Consider the following 16,430-nt stretch of genomic DNA (forward strand, 5'->3'; position numbering starts at 1 on the left):
CCCCGCCCGCCTGCGGGAACGGCAGGGGCCCCCGAGCGTGGGGGCATGAGTTTCACCGATGAGTTGAAGAGCGCCGTCACCCCGCGAGCAGCCCTGCTGGTCATCGGCGTACTCGCCCTGCAGCTGCTGTTCATCGCCTCCTACGTGGGGGCGCTGCACGATCCGAAGCCGAGGGACGTGCCCTTCGGGGTTGTCGCTCCGGGGCCCGCCGCCGAGCAGGCGTCGGCCCGGCTCGGGAAGCTCCCCGGCGATCCGCTCGACCCCCGCGTGGTCGACGACGAGGCCACGGCCCGGAAGCAGATCATGGACCGCGACATCGACGGCGCCCTGATCATCAATCCCCGGGCCACCACCGACACGCTCCTCGTCGCCTCCGGCGGCGGCACCGTCCTCGCCACCGCACTGGAGAAGATCGCCACCCAGCTCGAAGCTGCGGAGAACCGGACGGTCAGGACCGTGGACGTGGCGCCCGCTTCCCCCGAGGACTTCGACGGGCTCTCGTCCTTCTACCTGGTCGTCGGCTGGTGCGTCGGCGGCTATCTCTGCGCCTCGATCCTGGCGATCAGCGCGGGTTCCCGGGCCGCCAACCGCTCGCGCGCGCTGATCAGGACCGGCGTCATGGCGCTCTACTCGATCGCGGGCGGACTCGGCGGCGCGATCATCATCGGGCCGATCCTGGGCGCCCTGCCCGGCAGCGTCCTGGCCCTGTGGGGCCTGGGCGCCCTGGTCGTCTTCGGGGTCGGCATGATCACACTCGCCCTGCAGGCGGCCACCGGCATCGTGGGCATCGGCCTGGCCGTCCTCATCGTCGTCATCGCGGGCAACCCGAGCGCGGGCGGCGCCTTCCCGCTGCCGATGCTGCCGCCCTTCTGGGAGGCGATCGGGCCCTGGCTGCCGCCGGGCGCGGGCACCTGGGTGGCGCGCTCGATCGCGTACTTCGAAGGGAACGCGGTCACCGGACCGCTGCTCGTGCTCTCGGCCTGGGCGGTCGTCGGCGTCGTCGTCACCCTCGCCCTGTCCGCCCGGCGCAAGGCCGACGGCAGCTCGGTCGACCTCACCAGCAGGAGCATCGCGTGAAAGACGTGAAAGACGTGAAGGCGTGAAGACGTGAAGGCGTGAAAGACGTGAAAGAAGGGCCGGTCCGCCCGTGGCGGACCGGCCCCTGAATCCTGCTGTCCCCTTGGCGGGGCCCTGCCTCAGCCGATCTCCGCGCCGACGGCGCTCAGTGCCTCCGGCACCGGCTGGAAGAAGGTCTCCCCGCCGGCGGAGCAGTCACCGCTGCCGCCCGAGGTCAGGCCAAGGGCGGTGTCGCCCGCGAAGAGCGCGCCGCCGCTGTCGCCGGGCTCGGCGCAGACGTCGGTCTGGATGAGTCCGTTGACGATGTCGCCGTTGCCGTAGTTCACGGTGGCGTCGAGACCGGTGACCGTGCCGTCGTGCAGCTGCGTGGTCGAGCCACTGCGCTGCACCTTCTGGCCGACGGTCGCGTCGCCCGCCTTGGCGATGGCCTGGGTGGAGCCGTTGTAGAGGTTCACCTCGCTCGGGTGCGCGGTGTCGCCCGTGTACTTGACCAGGCCGTAGTCGTTGTCGGGGAAGCTGGAGTCGGCGTTCTCACCGATGACCGGGCCGCCCTGCTCCTCGGACCAGCTCTTGATCGACTCTGTGCAGTGACCCGCGGTCAGGAAGTGCGGTGCGCCGTCCTTGACCACGTTGAAGCCGAGCGAGCAGCGGCCGCCGTCGCCCCAGATGGCGTCGCCACCTGCGATGAAGGGCTTGAACTCCCCCTTGCTGTGCTGAAGTTCGGCCTTCGATCCGAGCTTCTTCACCACGGCGGCGAGCTTGTCCATCTCGGCGCCATCGACCGTGCGGTCCGCCGTCACGACGACCTTGTTGGTGGCCGGGTCGACCGCCCACGAGGTGCCGGGGATGGACGCCTTGTCGCTCAGCGTCGAGCGGGCGCTCTTCAGCTCGGCCAGGGAGTTCTCGACGATTCTGGCCTTGGCACCGGCCGCCTCGGCCGTCTCCGCCGCCGTCTTGTCGAGGACGTTCACGACAAGGTTCTTGCCCTTGGCGTCGTAGTACGTGCCCGCGGCGTCCACGCCGAGGTCCTTGGCGATCGACGAGGCGAGCTTTCCGGCCTTCGCGACCGTGAGGGTGTCCGGCGTGGGGGTCGGGGCACTCTCACTCGCGTTCGCAGTCTGGAAGGTGACTCCGGCGGCGATCAACGCGACAACGCCCGCACCTGCGGCAGCCGCGCGTCCCTTGGGTATGCGTCGGTGCTTCAACTGACGTCCTCCTGTGGGGGGTCGGCCCGTTCGGTGTGGGGACCTGAGGGCCGGAAGGCGTACCGGCACGGAGTCGCGCACGCTGAGAAAGCCGCGTCCATGCCAAAGGGCGCGGCCCACTATTCCGATACCGTCCGGTAGCACACAAGGTCTACTTCAGGACGCGCACGCGACAATCACCGTGCGCCCCCCGCCCCTTCACCCACCCCGGTCGCGCCACGTCGGTTCCCGTTGCAAACACCGCGTGCGATCGGCCTTTCGGCAGCGGGTGAGGACTAGTCCTGTCCTGTTTTCGACTCTCCGCGCGCCACCGGCTCTCCGGCTTCCGAATCCTGCGCACCGGATTCCACACCGGATTCCGACAGTGCGGGGGCAGGCGGTTGCTGCGTCTCCTTGGCCGGTTGCTGCACCGGTGGCTGTGCCTGCTGGGCCCGTTCGAGGAAGCGCAGGAGTTCGACGGGGAAGGGCAGGACGAGGGTGGAGTTCTTCTCGGCGGCGACCGCGACGACGGTCTGCAGGAGCCGCAGCTGGAGGGCCGCGGGCTCCTCCGACATCTCATGGGCGGCCTCGGCGAGTTTCTTGGAGGCCTGCAGTTCGGCATCCGCGTTGATCACGCGGGCGCGGCGCTCACGGTCCGCCTCGGCCTGCCGCGCCATCGACCGCTTCATCGTCTCGGGCAGGGATACGTCCTTGATCTCGACCCGGTCGATCTGCACACCCCACCCGATGGCGGGCGAGTCGATCATCAACTCAAGGCCCTGGTTGAGCTTTTCCCGGTTGGAGAGCAGATCGTCCAGATCGCTCTTGCCGATGATGGACCGCAGCGAGGTCTGCGCCATCTGCGACACCGCGAACCGATAGTCCTCGACCTGCACGACGGCCTCGGCAGCGTCGACCACCTTGAAGTAGATGACGGCGTCCACCCGCACCGTCACGTTGTCCCGCGTGATGCCGTCCTGCGCGGGCACCGGCATCGTCACGATCTGCATGTTCACCTTACGGAGCCGGTCGATCGCGGGGACGATCATCGTGAACCCCGGCCCGCGCACCGACCGCTGCAGCCGCCCGAGCCGGAGCACCACACCCCGCTCGTACTGCTTGACCACACGCGCCGCGGCCATCAGATAGACCACTCCGGCACATCCGACGGCCACTCCCGCCGTCACCAGCTCCTCGACCATGCCGGCCCCCCAGGGTCCGAATTGGGCGTGTTGGGCGTGTACTTCGAAGGTAACCCCGCACGGCGCACAAAGGGAGACGGGAGACAAGGGTGAACCCCCGCCCGGACTCCGGACGGGGGTTCATCTGCTGCTGGCTGCAGTCTTGCCGTACGCGGATCAGTCGTACGCGGATCAGTCGTACGCCGTTCAGTACGTCGGTCAGTACACGCTCACGCCGTACGCGCTCAGCGCCTCGGTGACCGGCTGGAAGAAGGTCGTACCGCCCGAGGAGCAGTTCCCGCTGCCGCCGGAGGTGAGGCCGAGCGCCTTGGTGCCCGCGTAGAGCGGACCGCCACTGTCGCCGGGCTCGGCACAGACGTTGGTCTTGATCATGCCGTAGACGATGTCGCCGCCGCCGTAGTTGACGGTCGCGTTCAGACCGGTGACCGAGCCGCTGTGGGTACCGGTCGTGGAGCCGCGCCGCTTGACGGCCTGGCCCACGGTGGGGTTGCCCGCGCTGGTGATGTCCTGGCTGCCGACCGTGCCGGACTTGGTGATCGTCGTGTTGGAGTACTTGACGATGCCGTAGTCGTTGGTCGGGAAGCTGGAGCCCGTCGTGGAACCGAGCGTCGTGGTGTGCCCGGAGTTGGACCACCAGGTGCCCGCACCGTCGGTGCAGTGTCCGGCGGTCAGGAAGTAGTAGGTCGTGCCGCTGCGGACGTTGAAGCCGAGCGAACAGCGCCAGCTGGACGCGTAGATGGCGTCGCCGCCGGAGATCAGCTTGTTGAACTTGCCGGGAGTGCGCTCGATCTTGAGGGCGCCCGCCTCGCTGCCCGCCGCCTTCTTGATCTCGGCGATCTCGGCCTTGGAGACGGTGCTGTCGGCGGTGACGACAAGGCGGTTGGTCGCCTTGTCGACGCTCCACGCGGTGCCCGCGACATCCGCGTCGAGTACCGCGTCGCCCGCCTTGTCGAGCTGCGCCGAGCTGAAGGTGGTGACGTCGTTCGCGTTCGCGGCGGGTACGGCGAGCGCGCCGGCGGCCACGAGTCCGGTGGCGACAGCGAGCAGACGAGTGCGTCTCGCTATGCCACTGCGGGGGGTGGTGCGCTTGATCCTCACTTGTTGTTCCTCCCGGGGGGAAGTCAGTGGGCCCGCGTGGGTTGGGAGCCCGTGAGGCGCAGCCAAGGAACAAAGGGCGGACCGGATTCCGGATACGCCGTGCCCCTGACAAGCGCTGCTCGGGAGTATTCGGGCCAAGGCGTGCCCGCACAAGGGCGCCTTTCGGCCGTCAGCCGGATACACGTCGACCGGCCCCGGTGGCTGTCGTACCTGTCGTACGCCACCGGGGCTCTGGGTCATCGGCTCCCAGTCAGACGTGTCACCGGCCGAGAAGGTTCCGTTCTCCGGCGGCGATCTCGACGGTGAGGGTGTTGCCCGGAGGCGGGAAGGGGCAGATGAAGTGGTCGGCGAAGGCGCAGGGCGGCAGCAGCGCCCGGTTGAAGTCGACCGTCGTGCGTCCGTCGGCGTCCGGCGCGGCGGGCCGCAGGAAGCGGAAGCGGTAGCTGGAGACCCCGCTGCTCGTGTCCGCGAACACCGCCCACAGCGATGGGGCCTCCCCTGCTCGAGCGGAGCCGAGAGCTTGCGGAACGTCGCCCTCCACCGACACCTGGAGCGTGAGCCGGTTTCCGGCCAGGTCGAAGGCCAGCTCACCGCCGAGGCCGAGCCCCCGCTGCACCCCGTCGGCGTTCCCGACCCGGACGGTGCGTACGCCGTCGACGGCGCTCTCGGCGTCGTACGGAGTGAAGCGCCCCGGCACCGCCCAGCGTTCGTCGTACGCGGTGGCCTCGATGCCCTGGAAGGCGCGGCGTGTGGCGGACTCCGGGTCGAAGTCGCGGACCGCCCAGAGCCCTTCGCGGCGCAGCACGACGAAGCGCCGCTCGCCGAGCGCGACGCGGGCCGCGCCGACCGGTCCGGGGTCGGCGGCCAGGCGGGCCTCTCCGCTGAGGGGCTTTCCGTCGAGGGTGAGGCCGTCGTCGGGGCCCGCGGTCAGGACGATCTCGTCGCCCGCCTCGGTCCAGCGCCCGGGGATGTCCGGAAGTTGACCCTCCGGATGGTCCGCGAGCCAGTGCGTGCCGGTGAGGGAGAGCGGGCCGTAGGGCGCGGAGACCGTCTCCGTCCGCTGCTCGTGCCAGTGCTTCCAGTCCTGTACGGCGTCGTTGTTCGCGGCGCCCGTTTCGGTGCTCATGGTGATCAACCCTTCCATACGGGCTCGCGCAGCCCGAGGTGCGAGCGCAGCGTCGCGCCCTGGTATTCCGTGCGGTACACGCCCCGCTCCTGGAGCAGCGGCACCACCCGGTCGACGAAGTCGTCGAGACCGCCGGGGGTGAGGTGCGGTACGAGGATGAATCCGTCGGCGGCGTCGGTCGCCACGAACTCCTCGAGTTCGGCGGCGACGGCCTCCGGTGTGCCGATGAACGACTGCCGGGTCGTCGTCTCGATGACGGTCTGGCGGATGGAGAGCCCCTTGGCCCGCGACAGCGCACGCCACTTCGCCGCGATCTCGAAGGGATTGGCAATCTTCACCCGGCCCTGGACGAGGGCCGATTCGGGGTCCGGGTCGATGTCGGGGAGCGGCCCGTCCGGGTCGTACGAGGAGAGATCCACGCCCCAGACCTGCTCCAGGGCGAGGATCGCGTTCTGCGGGGAGACCTGCCGGCGGCGGATCTCGGCGGCCCGCTCCTGGGCGTCGGCGGCCGTGTCGCCGAGGACGAAGGTGACGCCGGGCATGATCTTCAGGTCGTCGTGGGCGCGGCCGTACTTGGCGAGGCGGCCCTTCACATCGGCGTAGAAGTCCCGGCCCGCCTCCAGCGTGCCGTGCCGGGTGAAGACGACATCGGCCGCGGACGCGGCGAACTCCCGCCCCTCGGGAGAGTCCCCCGCCTGGATGACGACGGGATGCCCCTGCGGCGAGCGCGGCAGGGTGAACTCCCCCTCGATGTCGAAGTGTTGCCCCTGGTGCGCGAAGGGCCGCGGCTCACCCTCCGGCGTCCAGGAGTCCCACAGCTCGCGCGCGGTCCTGACGAACTCGGCGGCGCGGGTGTACCGGTCCGCCCGGTCGAGATACCCGCCGCGCCGGAAGTTCTCGCCGGTGAAGGCGTCGGATGAGGTGACGACGTTCCAGGCGGCGCGGCCCGCGCTGAGGTGGTCCAACGAGCTGAGCCTGCGGGCGAGTTCGTTGGGCTCGTTGAAGGTCGCGTTGACCGTGCCCGCAAGGCCGAGGCGTTCGGTGACGGCGGCGAGCGCGCTCAGGACGGTGAGGGACTCGGGCCGCCCGACGACGTCCAGGTCGTGGATGCGCCCCTTGTGCTCGCGCAGCCGAAGGCCTTCCGCGAGGAAGAAGAAGTCGAAGAGACCGCGCTCGGCGGTGCGGGCCAACTGCTCGAACGAAGCGAAGTCGATCTGCGACCGGGACCGCGGATCGGCCCAGACGGTGGTGCTGTTGACGCCGGGAAAGTGCGCGGCGAGATGCAGCCGCTTCTTCGGCGAAGTCGAAGTCGTACGTTCACTCATGACGGTCCCCCGAGAGCGCGGCGTAACGGTTGGCGGGCCGGGCGAGGTCCAGGTGGTCGCGCAGGGTGCTGCCCGGATAGAAGGTGCGGAACAGACCGCGGTGCTGGAGCAGCGCCACGGTGCCGTTGACGATCCGCTCCAGGTCACGGCGCGGCTCGGCGGGCCGCAGGTGGAAGCCGTCCACGGCGCCGGACGCGTGCCAGGAGGCGATGCGTTCGGCGAGGTCGACGACGGCCTCGCCGTCGCCGAGGTCCACGGTGAGATCGGCGAGAACCTTCAGCGAGTCCGGGGCACGCCCGAACTCGGCGGCCGCGGCCCGCAGTTCGGCCCGCGCGGCGTCCGCGCCGGCGAGTCCGGTGGCGCGGACCAGGGCGACATCCGCGTACCGCGCCGCGGTGTCACGGGCGTGCGGGGCGGTGGCGTCGACGACGGTCACCGGGTGCCCCTGCGGCGGCCTGGGCACGATGGAGGGGCCCCGGACGGAGAAGGTGCCTCCCTCGAAGTCGACGTAGTGCAGCTTGTCCCGGTCGATGAAGCGGCCGGTGGCCACGTCCCGTATCTCGGCGTCGTCCTCCCAGCTGTCCCACAACCGGGCGGCCACGTCGGCGACTTCACCGGCCTCCCGCCACAGCTCGCCGGGCGGCGCGGCGTGCCGCCGCCCGAAGAGCCGGGCCTCCGCCTCGGTGGCCGACACGTCGACCGTCCAGCCGGCCCGCCCGTGGCTGACCCAGTCCAGGGTCGCCACGGCGGCCTGCACATGGAACGGCTCGGTGTGCGTGGTCGTCACCGTGGGGACGAGCCCGATCCGCGCGGTGCCGGGCGCGACCCGCGCGAGCACGGCGAGCGCGTCGGCTCCGGGCCTCCCGAAGGAGTCCCCGAGCGTCACAAAGTCGAGCGCACCACGCTCGGCGAGCAGGGCCGACTCGGCGTAGGGGGCGGGTTCGTACACCCCTGGTTGATCGATGGAGACGGCGAGGTGAAGGGTCATTGACTGAACCTTTCTGAGCGGGGGGGAGTAGCGCCCCCGAAGGGGCGCGGGGAACTGCGCGAGCAACCACGAAGCACCCGCAGACAGAACCGCTACGGCTTGGGCAACCCCGGCGGATTGATCCGCGACTTCGCTACAGCCTCATCAGAAAGCCCCCACCGCTTCAGAACCTCCCCATAACTCCCGTCCTTGATCACGTGGTTCAGCGCCGCCGCGTACGCATCAACAAGCCCACTCCCCCGCTTCGTGGTCGCGGCGATCTCCCCCTGGATCAAGTCACCCCCACCGGACAACGTCCCGACGATCTTCGTCTGCCCCGACGAAGCAACGTGATAGGCGGCCGAAGGATTCGGCCCGAGATACGCGTCGATACGCCCCGACTGGAGGGCCAGGTAATAGTCGGAGTCCTTCTGGAAGTACTTGATGTCCACCGGCTTGCGCCCGGCCTTCTCGTTCTCCTCGCTCCAGTCGACGAGGATCTTCTCCTGGTTGGTGCCGGAGGAGACAGCGATGGTCTTACCAGCCACGTCCGCCGGCTTCTTCACCGTCCAGTCGGCGTCCTCGCGCGCCTCGAAGGCGATGTTGTCGAGGCGGTACGTCGCGAAGTCATACTTCTCCTTGCGCTCCTCGGTCACCGTGACGTTGCCGAAGACCCCGTCGAACTTCCCGCTGTCCAGGCCCACGAAGAGGTTCTCCCAGGACACCTGCTCGAACTTCGGCTTCAGGCCGAGCGTGTCGGCGACCAGGATCGCGATGTCCACCTCGGAGCCGATGCGGGTCTTGTCGTCGGTGGCGTAGAAGCCCAGCGGCGCGGCCGATTCGGCGCCGCCGCCGAGCCGCAACGTTCCCCGCTTTCGCACCTGTTCGGGCACGAGCGCGGCGATCGACGCGACCTTCTTGCCGCGTACGCGCTTCTGGTCGGGCCCGATGTTGGTGTTTCCGACCTTCTTGGTGCCGGTGCCGGCCTTGCTGCCACCGCCGGTCGCGGCGTCGCTGTCCCCGCCGCAGGCGCCGAGCAGGGGCGCGATGGCCAGCGCGGCGACGGAGGCGGAGAGGGTACGTCGGGAAAGCATGCGAGAGCTCCTGAAGAACGTGGGACTAGAGGACCTTGGAAAGAAACGCGCGGGTACGGTCGTGCTGCGGCCGGTCGAGTACGTCGCCGGGGGCGCCCTGCTCGACGATGAGTCCGTCATCCATGAAGACGACCGTGTCGGCGACCTCGCGCGCGAAGCCGATCTCGTGGGTGACGACGATCATCGTGGTGCCCTGCCGGGCCAAGTCCTTGATGACGTCGAGGACTTCACCGACCAGCTCGGGGTCGAGCGCGGATGTCGGCTCGTCGAAGAGCAGCAGCTTCGGCTCGAGGGCCAGCGCGCGGGCGATGGCGACGCGCTGCTGCTGCCCGCCGGAGAGCTGCTTGGGGTAGGCGTCCGCCTTGTCGGCGAGCCCGACCCGGGCGAGCAGCGCCTCGGCGTCCGCGACGGCTTCCTTGCGGGGCCGCTTCAGCGCCGAGACGGGCGCCTCGACGATGTTCTCCAGGACGGTCAGATGCGGGAAGAGGTTGAAGTTCTGGAAGACGAAGCCGATCCGGGTGCGCTGTTTGAGTACGTCACGTTCGCGCAGCTCGTACAGCTTGTCGCCGGAGCGCCGGTAGCCGACGAGCGCGCCGTCGACGCTGATCCAGCCCTTGTCCACCTTCTCCAGGTGGTTGATGGTGCGCAGGAGCGTGGACTTGCCGGATCCGGAGGGCCCGAGGATGACGGTGACCTCGCCCGTCTGCACCTCCAGATCGAGGCCGCGCAGGACTTCCAGGCTCCCGAAGGACTTGTGTACGGAACGGAGTTCGACCATCGCGCTCATCGCGATGCCCCCTTCGAGAAGTGACGTTCGACGTAGTGCTGGAGGACGGAGAGGGCGGTGGTCAGGAGGATGTACCAGGCGGTGGCGACCATCAGGAGCGGCACGACGCGGCCGTTGCGGCCGTAGATGACCTGCACCTGGTAGAAGAGCTCGCCGATCGCCATCACGGAGACGATCGAGGTGCCCTTGAAGAGGGAGATGATCTCGTTGGCCGCGTTGGGCAGGATCGAGCGCATCGCCTGCGGAAGCACGATGCGGCGGATCTGCCGCAGCCTGGGGATGCCGAGCGCGGCCGCCGCCTCCAACTGGCCGCTGTCGACGGCCAGTACGCCCGCGCGCACGATCTCGGCGGCGTACGCGGCCTGGTGCAGCGCGAGCCCGAGGACCGCCGCGCTCATCGCGCCGACGAGCCCCATCGTGTCGAAGGAGAAGAAGCCGGGCCCGAACGGGATCCCGAACTGCAACTCCTTGTAGAGATAGGCCAGGTTGAACCAGAACAGCAGCTGCACGATGAGCGGGATCGACCGGAACGCCCAGATGTAGGCGAAGGCCACCGCCTTCAGGAAGGGGCTCGCGGAGAGCCGCATGAAGGCGATCACGATGCCGAGCGCGAAGCCGACCACCGTGCCGTAGAAGGTGAGCTGGAGGGTGACCCAGACCGCCTCGAGGATCACGTCGGCGGTGAAGAACTCGGCGAACACCTCCCATTCCCAGCCGGAGTTGGTGGCGAGGCCATGCGCGAACTGCGCCACCAGGACGGCCGTCACGGCGACGGCGACCCAGCGCCAGGGGTGGCGCACGGGGACGACTTTCAGCGCGTCGTGGTCGTCGTCCTTCACGAGGCCTTCGGCCGGCCTGCGCCCCGAAGCCTCCGTCACGCTCATCGGGTCGGCTCCGAACCGCGCGCGTAGTGCCGCTCCACGTAGTACTGGCCGACGCTGAGCAGCGAGGTGATCACGACGTACCAGATGGTGGCGACCAGGAGCAGCGGGATCACCTGGTAGGTGCGGTGATAGACCAACTGCACGGAGTACAGCAGGTCCTGCACCGCGATCACGCTGACGATCGAGGTGCCCTTGAGCGTGCCGATCAGCATGTTCCCGGCCGGCGGCACGATGGAGCGCATGGCCTGCGGCAGGACGATCCGCCGCCATCTGCGCCACCGGCTGAGGCCGAGCGCCTGCGCGGCCTCGATCTGCCCGCGATCGACGGAGAGGATCCCGCCGCGCACCACTTCGGCGGCGTACGCGGCCTCGTGCAGGGTGAGCCCGATGACGGCGATGCTGATCGGCCCGAGGAGGTTCACCGTCTTCACGCCGAAGAGGTACGGGTACAGCGCACCGATGTTGAACCAGAACAGCAGCTGCACCAGGATCGGCATCGACCTGAAGAGCCAGACATAGCCCCAACTGACGCTCCGCAGCACGGGGTTGGCCGACAGGCGCCCCGCAGCGAGCAGCGTGCCGAGCGCGAATCCCAGCGCCATGACGACGGCGGTCAGCCAGAGCGTCAGCCACAGGCCGCGCAGGACGGACGCGGAGGTGAAGTAGTCGCCGACCACGTCCCACTGGAACGCGTCATTGCGTACGACGGAGTTGACGGCGATCCCGAGCAGCACCAGGACCACGGCGGCGGCCGCCCACTGTCCTGCGCGGCGCTGCGGCACGATGCGCGGGACATCGGGCGGGGGTTCTTGAGGAGGGGCGGTCGCGGCTTTGGCGAGCGTGTCGGAAGACATGGCGAAGGCTCCGTGGATACGGGTGATGCCTTCACACGGACCGAGCCCCTCAGCACGATCCGCCTTGAGAGTAAGGGGCGGCTCACGCGCTCTGTCAAGGCCGTCCAGGATGTGAGCGTTACGTCTCACGGCAGTTGACGCGGAAACGGATGCCTGCTCCACTTGCCCCATGCATTCGCAGCAGTGGCTGGTCACGCGCTCCCACATCGACTTCGGTCGAGTGTGGTCCGCGTCGTGTTCGACGACTCTCTGAGCCGACCTCCCGCGCGCTGAGCCCCCCTTTTCCCGGGGCCTCATTCGCCTTGCATCTCCCGTGTGCGCCCGCCCAACTCCGGTGTGCCCGCGCGCCGTTGACCCCGCCTTCACACGCGTACGCCACTGCTGCACCGCCCTGAGCAGCGGCACCCCTCCCCTCGTACGTCCGCTTCGCCCTGCCCTGCCCCGCCCTGCTGCCTGATGGAGACCGTCACGCCATGAGCAAGCCCCCGCACTCCCGCCGCGTCCCTGCGGCCTTCGCCCTGATCACCGCCGCCACCCTCACGCTCACCGCCTGCGGTTCCGGTGACCCCGCCGACACCACGGGCGGCGCGGCACCCGCGGGCAACAGCGACAAGATCCCCACCAAGGACGTGGTCTCCTCGGTCAAGAAGAACGAGGCGGCGGCGAAGCTGCTCCCCTCGGACGTACGCGAACGGGGCACCCTCAATCTGGCAACCGCCGTCGGCGGCAGCCCACCGGGCAACACCTACCTGGAGGACGGGAAGACGATCGTCGGCCAGGACGCCGACTTCGCGGAGGCGGTCGCCAAGACGCTCGGCCTGAAGCTGAAGCGGGAGGCCGCGAGCTTCGAGGCGATCCTGCCCGCCCTGGACAGCGGCAAGTACGACCTGGGCACCGGAAACTTCGGCGTGACCGACGAGCGGCGCAAGACCATCGACTTCGTCACGTACATCAACGACGGCCAGGGCTTCGCCGTCCGTGACGACAGCAAGCTGAAGAAGGTCACCGACTTCGAGCAGCTCTGCGGCCTGAACGTGGCGACCGGCGCGGGCACCACGTTCGAGGTCACCCTGGAGGACAACAAGCACGTCTGCGACGACGCCGGCAAGAAGCCGTACAGCGTGAAGACGTACGCCGAGCCGGGCGCGATCTGGGGCTCGCTCCAGCAGGGCCGCAGCGATGCGGTGATGTCCACCATCAACGGACTGCGCTACGCCGTCGCACACCAGGAGGGGCTGAAGTTCCTGGGCGAGTACCACCGGCTCGACGTCGGCTTCGCCTTCAAGAAGGGCACGAAGCTGGCGCCGGCCTTCCAGGCCGCGGTGAATCAGCTCATCGAGGACGGCACGTATGCCCGCATCCTGAAGAAGTGGGGTACTCAGGGCTCTGCGATCGAGGAGTCCCAGATCTCACCGCCGGAGATCAAGGACTGAACTGCCGTCAGGTGTAGCGCCCCGAAGGGGCGCGGGGAACTGCGCGACAAGCCCCCACACACCCGCAGCAGACGAAGCAAGGACCGCCAAGCACCTAAAGCCCGCAATCACAACAAGAGCAGCACTCACAGATACCGCAGCAACCACAGTCATCGCAGTTGTTGCAGCACCCTTCCCGCTTCTTGCGGGACCAGGGCCCCTCGTACTCATCGGCACAGCACAGCTTGCAGGTGCAGCAGAGCCCGATGGCGACGGCGCACCCCGCCCAGAAGCCCCGCTTGCCCGGCTTCGGCGGCTGCGGCTCGAACGCGGGCCCGCCACCGAAGCCGCCTGGACCGCCGGGGGCACCCGGCGCCCCGCCTCCGTACGGATTGCCACCTCCGTACGGGGACTGCGGGTCGTACGGACCGCCGGAGGGAGGTCCGTACGACCCGCCCTGCTGTGGCGGTCCGCCCTGCGGCGGCCCGAAGGAACCGCCCTGATGGGCCGTCACCTCGTGGGCGTGCCCGCACGAGTCGGCCCCGAAGGCGCGGTCCACCGACCGCTCCAGCTCGTGCGCGAGCAGCATGTGGGCGAGCTTGCCGTCGGTGAATTCGGCGTCGCGCAGCGCGAGCCGGATGCCGTGCAGCGCGTCGTCGGCGAGCCGCCGGGCCTCGGCAAGGCCCGTACCCGTCGCCGTCAGAGGGTTCCACGCACCCGACGCGGCGTCAGCTTCCTTGTCCTCCACGGCGTCCAGGAGGTGCGCGAGCCTGCCGAAGAGCCGGCCTGCCTCGGCGAGCGGCTCGGCGTTGCCGGGCCTGCCCGCGATGACGGCGGTGTGCGCCAAGGCGGCCGCCGTCGCCGTCTCGGTGGGTTCGGTGACCGTCAGAAGCGAGGTGCCGGGGCCCGCCAAGCCCTCGATGCCGACCTGCCGTTCGACGGCGTCGAGCAGGACCGCCGTGTCGAAGCCCACATCGGCGCCGGTCCGCGCGCCCGCCCGGTCCCAGCTCCGCGCGACCCGCCGGGCGGCCGCCGCCACCGGCCTGCGCGCCAAGAGGCCGTCCCCGTCGACGACGTGGTCGCGCACCTTCGCCGACGCGAGCACCAGCGAGACGGCGGCGGCGAGCCGCGCGCCCTCGCCCTGCGCGACGGAAGCGGTGCGCATGCCGCGCAGTGGACAGGGCCCCGCGGTGCGCCGCCAGCCGGTCGACTTCTCGGCCTGAGCCTCCGTCAGAACCGAGATGATCAGGCCGTCGTAGTTGGTCACGACGCGGGCGAACTGCCCGTGGTCACCGCGCAGCGCGAGGCAGAGCCCGCACAGATGCGCCATCCACTGTGTCTTAAGACCCTCGCCGAGGCGGTGGCTGCATGGCCTGACGATTCCGAACAAGACGACTCCCCCGAGAAGCCCGACAAACGATCAACTCCGGCATCGTATCGAGGGGTCCGTTCACCCGGACGCACCGCCCGTCACCCGAACGCAGTGAAGAATCATATTTCACTCTCCGTCAGCAACTGTACACAGCAAGACCCTTGAGGAATCACGTGCTTCGGGCAGTTGACTCTGCACCAGTACCGTCACGAAAACCCCGCGCGGCGACTATCCACTTGGCGCACCATCCGCATCATGGACGAACATGGGGATGCGGAACGCAGAAAGCCCGCTGTGAGAGGAGGCGTCCATGGGATCGGTGCGCAAGGCGAGTGCCTGGCTTGGCCTCGTCGACGACAACAATGACGAGCGTTACTACGACGGCTACGACGATGACGGTGCCGAGGGACCCGGCGATGCCTGGGTCACCGACCCGCGGGTGCGGGTGGCGAGCGAGACGGCCGAGGAGCAGGGCCGCCGGATCGGGACCGTGACCCCGGACAGCTTCCGGGACGCGCGCGGCATCGGCGAGATGTTCCGGGACGGCGTCCCGGTCATCGTGAACCTCACGTCGATGGAGCCCGGCGACGCCAAGCGCGTCGTGGACTTCGCGGCGGGCCTGACCTTCGGTCTGCGCGGCTCCATCGAGCGCGTGGCCACGCGGGTCTTCCTGCTCACTCCCGCCGACACGCAGATCGTCAACGGGGAGGCCGCGAGCCGCCCCGTCGACGGTTTCTTCAACCAGAGCTAGCGGGCGAGGCCGCTCACCGGAAGGCGTCGATGCCGGTGAGCGCCTTGCCCAGGACGAGCTGGTGCATCTCGACGGTGCCCTCGTAGGTGAGGACCGACTCGAGGTTCGTCGCGTGCCGCATCACGGGGTATTCGAGCGAGATCCCGTTGGCACCGAGGATCGTCCGTGACGTACGGCAGATCTCGATCGCTTCTCGTACGTTGTTGAGCTTGCCGAAGCTGACCTGCTCGGGCCTGAGCCGGCCCGCGTCCATGCGCCGGCCGAGGTGGTGCGCGAGCAGGATGCCCTTGTGCAGTTCGACCGCCATGTCGGCGAGCTTGGCCTGGGTGAGCTGGAAGCCACCGATGGGCCTGCCGAACTGCTCGCGGGTCTTGGAGTACTCGACGGCGGTCTCGAAGGAGGAGCGGGCGGCGCCCATGGCTCCCCAGACGATGCCGTAGCGGGCGTGGGAGAGGCAGCTCAGCGGGCCCTTGAGGCCGGTGACCTCGGGCAGCACCGCGTCGGCGGGCAGCCGCACCTCGTCCATCACCAGCTCACTGGTGACGCTCGCGCGCAGCGACCACTTGTGCTTGATCTCGGGCGCCGAGAAGCCGGGAGCGTCGGCGGGGACGACGAATCCGCGGATCCCTTCGTCGGTGTGCGCCCAGACGACGGCGACGCCCGCGACCGATCCGTTCGTGATCCACATCTTGCGTCCGGTGAGCACCCAGTCGGTGCCGTCCTTCTTCGCGAACGTACGCATCGACGCGGGGTCGGAGCCGTGGTCGGGCTCGGTCAGGCCGAAGCAGCCGATGATCTCGCCCGCGGCCATCCCCGGCAGCCAGCGCCGCTTCTGCTCCTCGGAGCCGAAGCGGTGGATGGCGTACATCGCGAGGGAGCCCTGTACGGAGACGAGCGAGCGGATGCCGGAGTCGGCGGCCTCCAGCTCGAGGCAGGCGAGTCCGTACTGGACGGCGCTGGCGCCCGCGCAGCCGTAGCCCTCCAGGGACATGCCGAGCGCGCCGATCGAGCCGAGCTCGCGGGCCAGGTCACGGATGCCGGGCAGCTCGCCCTTCTCGTACCACTCGGCGATGTGCGGCAGGACGCGGTCGGCCGCCCAGGTGCGGACGGTCTCGCGGATCGCCAGGTCCTCCGGGGCGAGGAGGTCGTCGATGCCGAGCGGGTCGGCGGGGTCGAAGGGCGGCAGGGGCGTACGGCTGCGTGCGGACATCTCGGGCCTCCGGCGGCGCGCAAACTAGCAGTGATAGTTACTGACGGCTGGCTGCGACGTTACGGTGCGGGGTCACGCAGGAACAAG

Annotated in this window: 15 protein-coding genes; 3 read left to right on the forward strand and 12 right to left on the reverse strand. The window is 69.4% G+C overall.

Annotated features, from left to right (window positions below):
- Window positions 1-45 precede the first annotated feature (45 nt).
- A complete protein-coding gene (locus E2651_RS13790; protein WP_135331390.1) occupies window positions 46-1,077 on the forward strand; it encodes a DUF3533 domain-containing protein in 1,032 nt (343 codons plus the stop codon).
- A 119-nt stretch (window positions 1,078-1,196) separates the two neighbouring features.
- On the opposite strand, the gene E2651_RS13795 is transcribed toward E2651_RS13790, so the two are convergent.
- From E2651_RS13795 to E2651_RS13840, 10 genes are all read right to left on the reverse strand, one after another.
- Window positions 1,197-2,282 (reverse strand): S1 family peptidase, encoded by a 1,086-nt coding sequence (locus tag E2651_RS13795; RefSeq protein WP_135331391.1) that lies wholly within the window; start codon window positions 2,280-2,282, stop codon window positions 1,197-1,199.
- Between the two features lie 275 nt (window positions 2,283-2,557).
- Entirely contained in the window at window positions 2,558-3,463 is a 906-nt protein-coding gene (locus E2651_RS13800; RefSeq protein ID WP_245238796.1) for a slipin family protein, read from the reverse strand.
- Between the two features lie 198 nt (window positions 3,464-3,661).
- Entirely contained in the window at window positions 3,662-4,561 is a 900-nt protein-coding gene (locus E2651_RS13805; protein ID WP_135331392.1) for a S1 family peptidase, read from the reverse strand.
- 259 nt (window positions 4,562-4,820) lie between these two features.
- Window positions 4,821-5,687 (reverse strand): DUF1684 domain-containing protein, encoded by an 867-nt coding sequence (locus E2651_RS13810; RefSeq protein WP_135331393.1) that lies wholly within the window; start codon window positions 5,685-5,687, stop codon window positions 4,821-4,823.
- A 5-nt stretch (window positions 5,688-5,692) separates the two neighbouring features.
- A complete protein-coding gene (locus E2651_RS13815) occupies window positions 5,693-7,012 on the reverse strand; it encodes an NtaA/DmoA family FMN-dependent monooxygenase (RefSeq protein WP_135331394.1) in 1,320 nt (439 codons plus the stop codon).
- Entirely contained in the window at window positions 7,005-8,000 is a 996-nt protein-coding gene (locus E2651_RS13820) for an LLM class flavin-dependent oxidoreductase (RefSeq protein ID WP_135331395.1), read from the reverse strand. The genes E2651_RS13815 and E2651_RS13820 overlap by 8 nt, the downstream gene beginning before the upstream one ends.
- A 92-nt stretch (window positions 8,001-8,092) precedes the next feature.
- Window positions 8,093-9,073 (reverse strand): ABC transporter substrate-binding protein, encoded by a 981-nt coding sequence (locus E2651_RS13825; protein ID WP_135331396.1) that lies wholly within the window; start codon window positions 9,071-9,073, stop codon window positions 8,093-8,095.
- Window positions 9,074-9,098: 25 nt separating this feature from the next.
- On the reverse strand, window positions 9,099-9,860 hold the full coding sequence (locus E2651_RS13830) for an amino acid ABC transporter ATP-binding protein (RefSeq protein WP_135331397.1): 762 nt from the start codon (window positions 9,858-9,860) through the stop codon (window positions 9,099-9,101).
- Window positions 9,857-10,744, reverse strand: coding sequence for an amino acid ABC transporter permease (locus E2651_RS13835; protein WP_135331398.1), 888 nt, complete (start codon window positions 10,742-10,744; stop codon window positions 9,857-9,859). The genes E2651_RS13830 and E2651_RS13835 overlap by 4 nt, the downstream gene beginning before the upstream one ends.
- The gene (locus tag E2651_RS13840) at window positions 10,741-11,598 is read right to left on the reverse strand and encodes an amino acid ABC transporter permease (protein ID WP_135331399.1); all 858 of its coding nucleotides are present in this window, start codon (window positions 11,596-11,598) and stop codon (window positions 10,741-10,743) included. The genes E2651_RS13835 and E2651_RS13840 overlap by 4 nt, the downstream gene beginning before the upstream one ends.
- Window positions 11,599-12,071: 473 nt before the next feature.
- On the opposite strand from E2651_RS13840, the gene E2651_RS13845 reads away from it, so the two are divergent.
- Window positions 12,072-13,031: an ABC transporter substrate-binding protein gene (locus tag E2651_RS13845; protein ID WP_135331400.1), complete on the forward strand. Its 960-nt coding sequence runs from the start codon at window positions 12,072-12,074 to the stop codon at window positions 13,029-13,031.
- A gap of 94 nt (window positions 13,032-13,125) precedes the next feature.
- Here the strand turns inward: E2651_RS13845 and E2651_RS13850 are convergent, their stop codons facing one another.
- Window positions 13,126-14,400 (reverse strand): DUF5685 family protein, encoded by a 1,275-nt coding sequence (locus E2651_RS13850; protein WP_135331401.1) that lies wholly within the window; start codon window positions 14,398-14,400, stop codon window positions 13,126-13,128.
- 292 nt (window positions 14,401-14,692) lie between these two features.
- Here E2651_RS13850 and E2651_RS13855 point away from each other — a divergent pair, with 292 nt between their 5' ends.
- Window positions 14,693-15,133, forward strand: coding sequence for a cell division protein SepF (locus E2651_RS13855; protein WP_135331402.1), 441 nt, complete (start codon window positions 14,693-14,695; stop codon window positions 15,131-15,133).
- Window positions 15,134-15,146: 13 nt separating this feature from the next.
- On the opposite strand, the gene E2651_RS13860 is transcribed toward E2651_RS13855, so the two are convergent.
- Window positions 15,147-16,343 (reverse strand): acyl-CoA dehydrogenase family protein, encoded by a 1,197-nt coding sequence (locus E2651_RS13860; RefSeq protein ID WP_135331403.1) that lies wholly within the window; start codon window positions 16,341-16,343, stop codon window positions 15,147-15,149.
- Window positions 16,344-16,430 lie beyond the last annotated feature (87 nt).

It is taken from the genome of Streptomyces sp. MZ04 (genome assembly GCF_004684775.1).
In the GTDB taxonomy this organism is placed as follows: domain Bacteria; phylum Actinomycetota; class Actinomycetes; order Streptomycetales; family Streptomycetaceae; genus Streptomyces.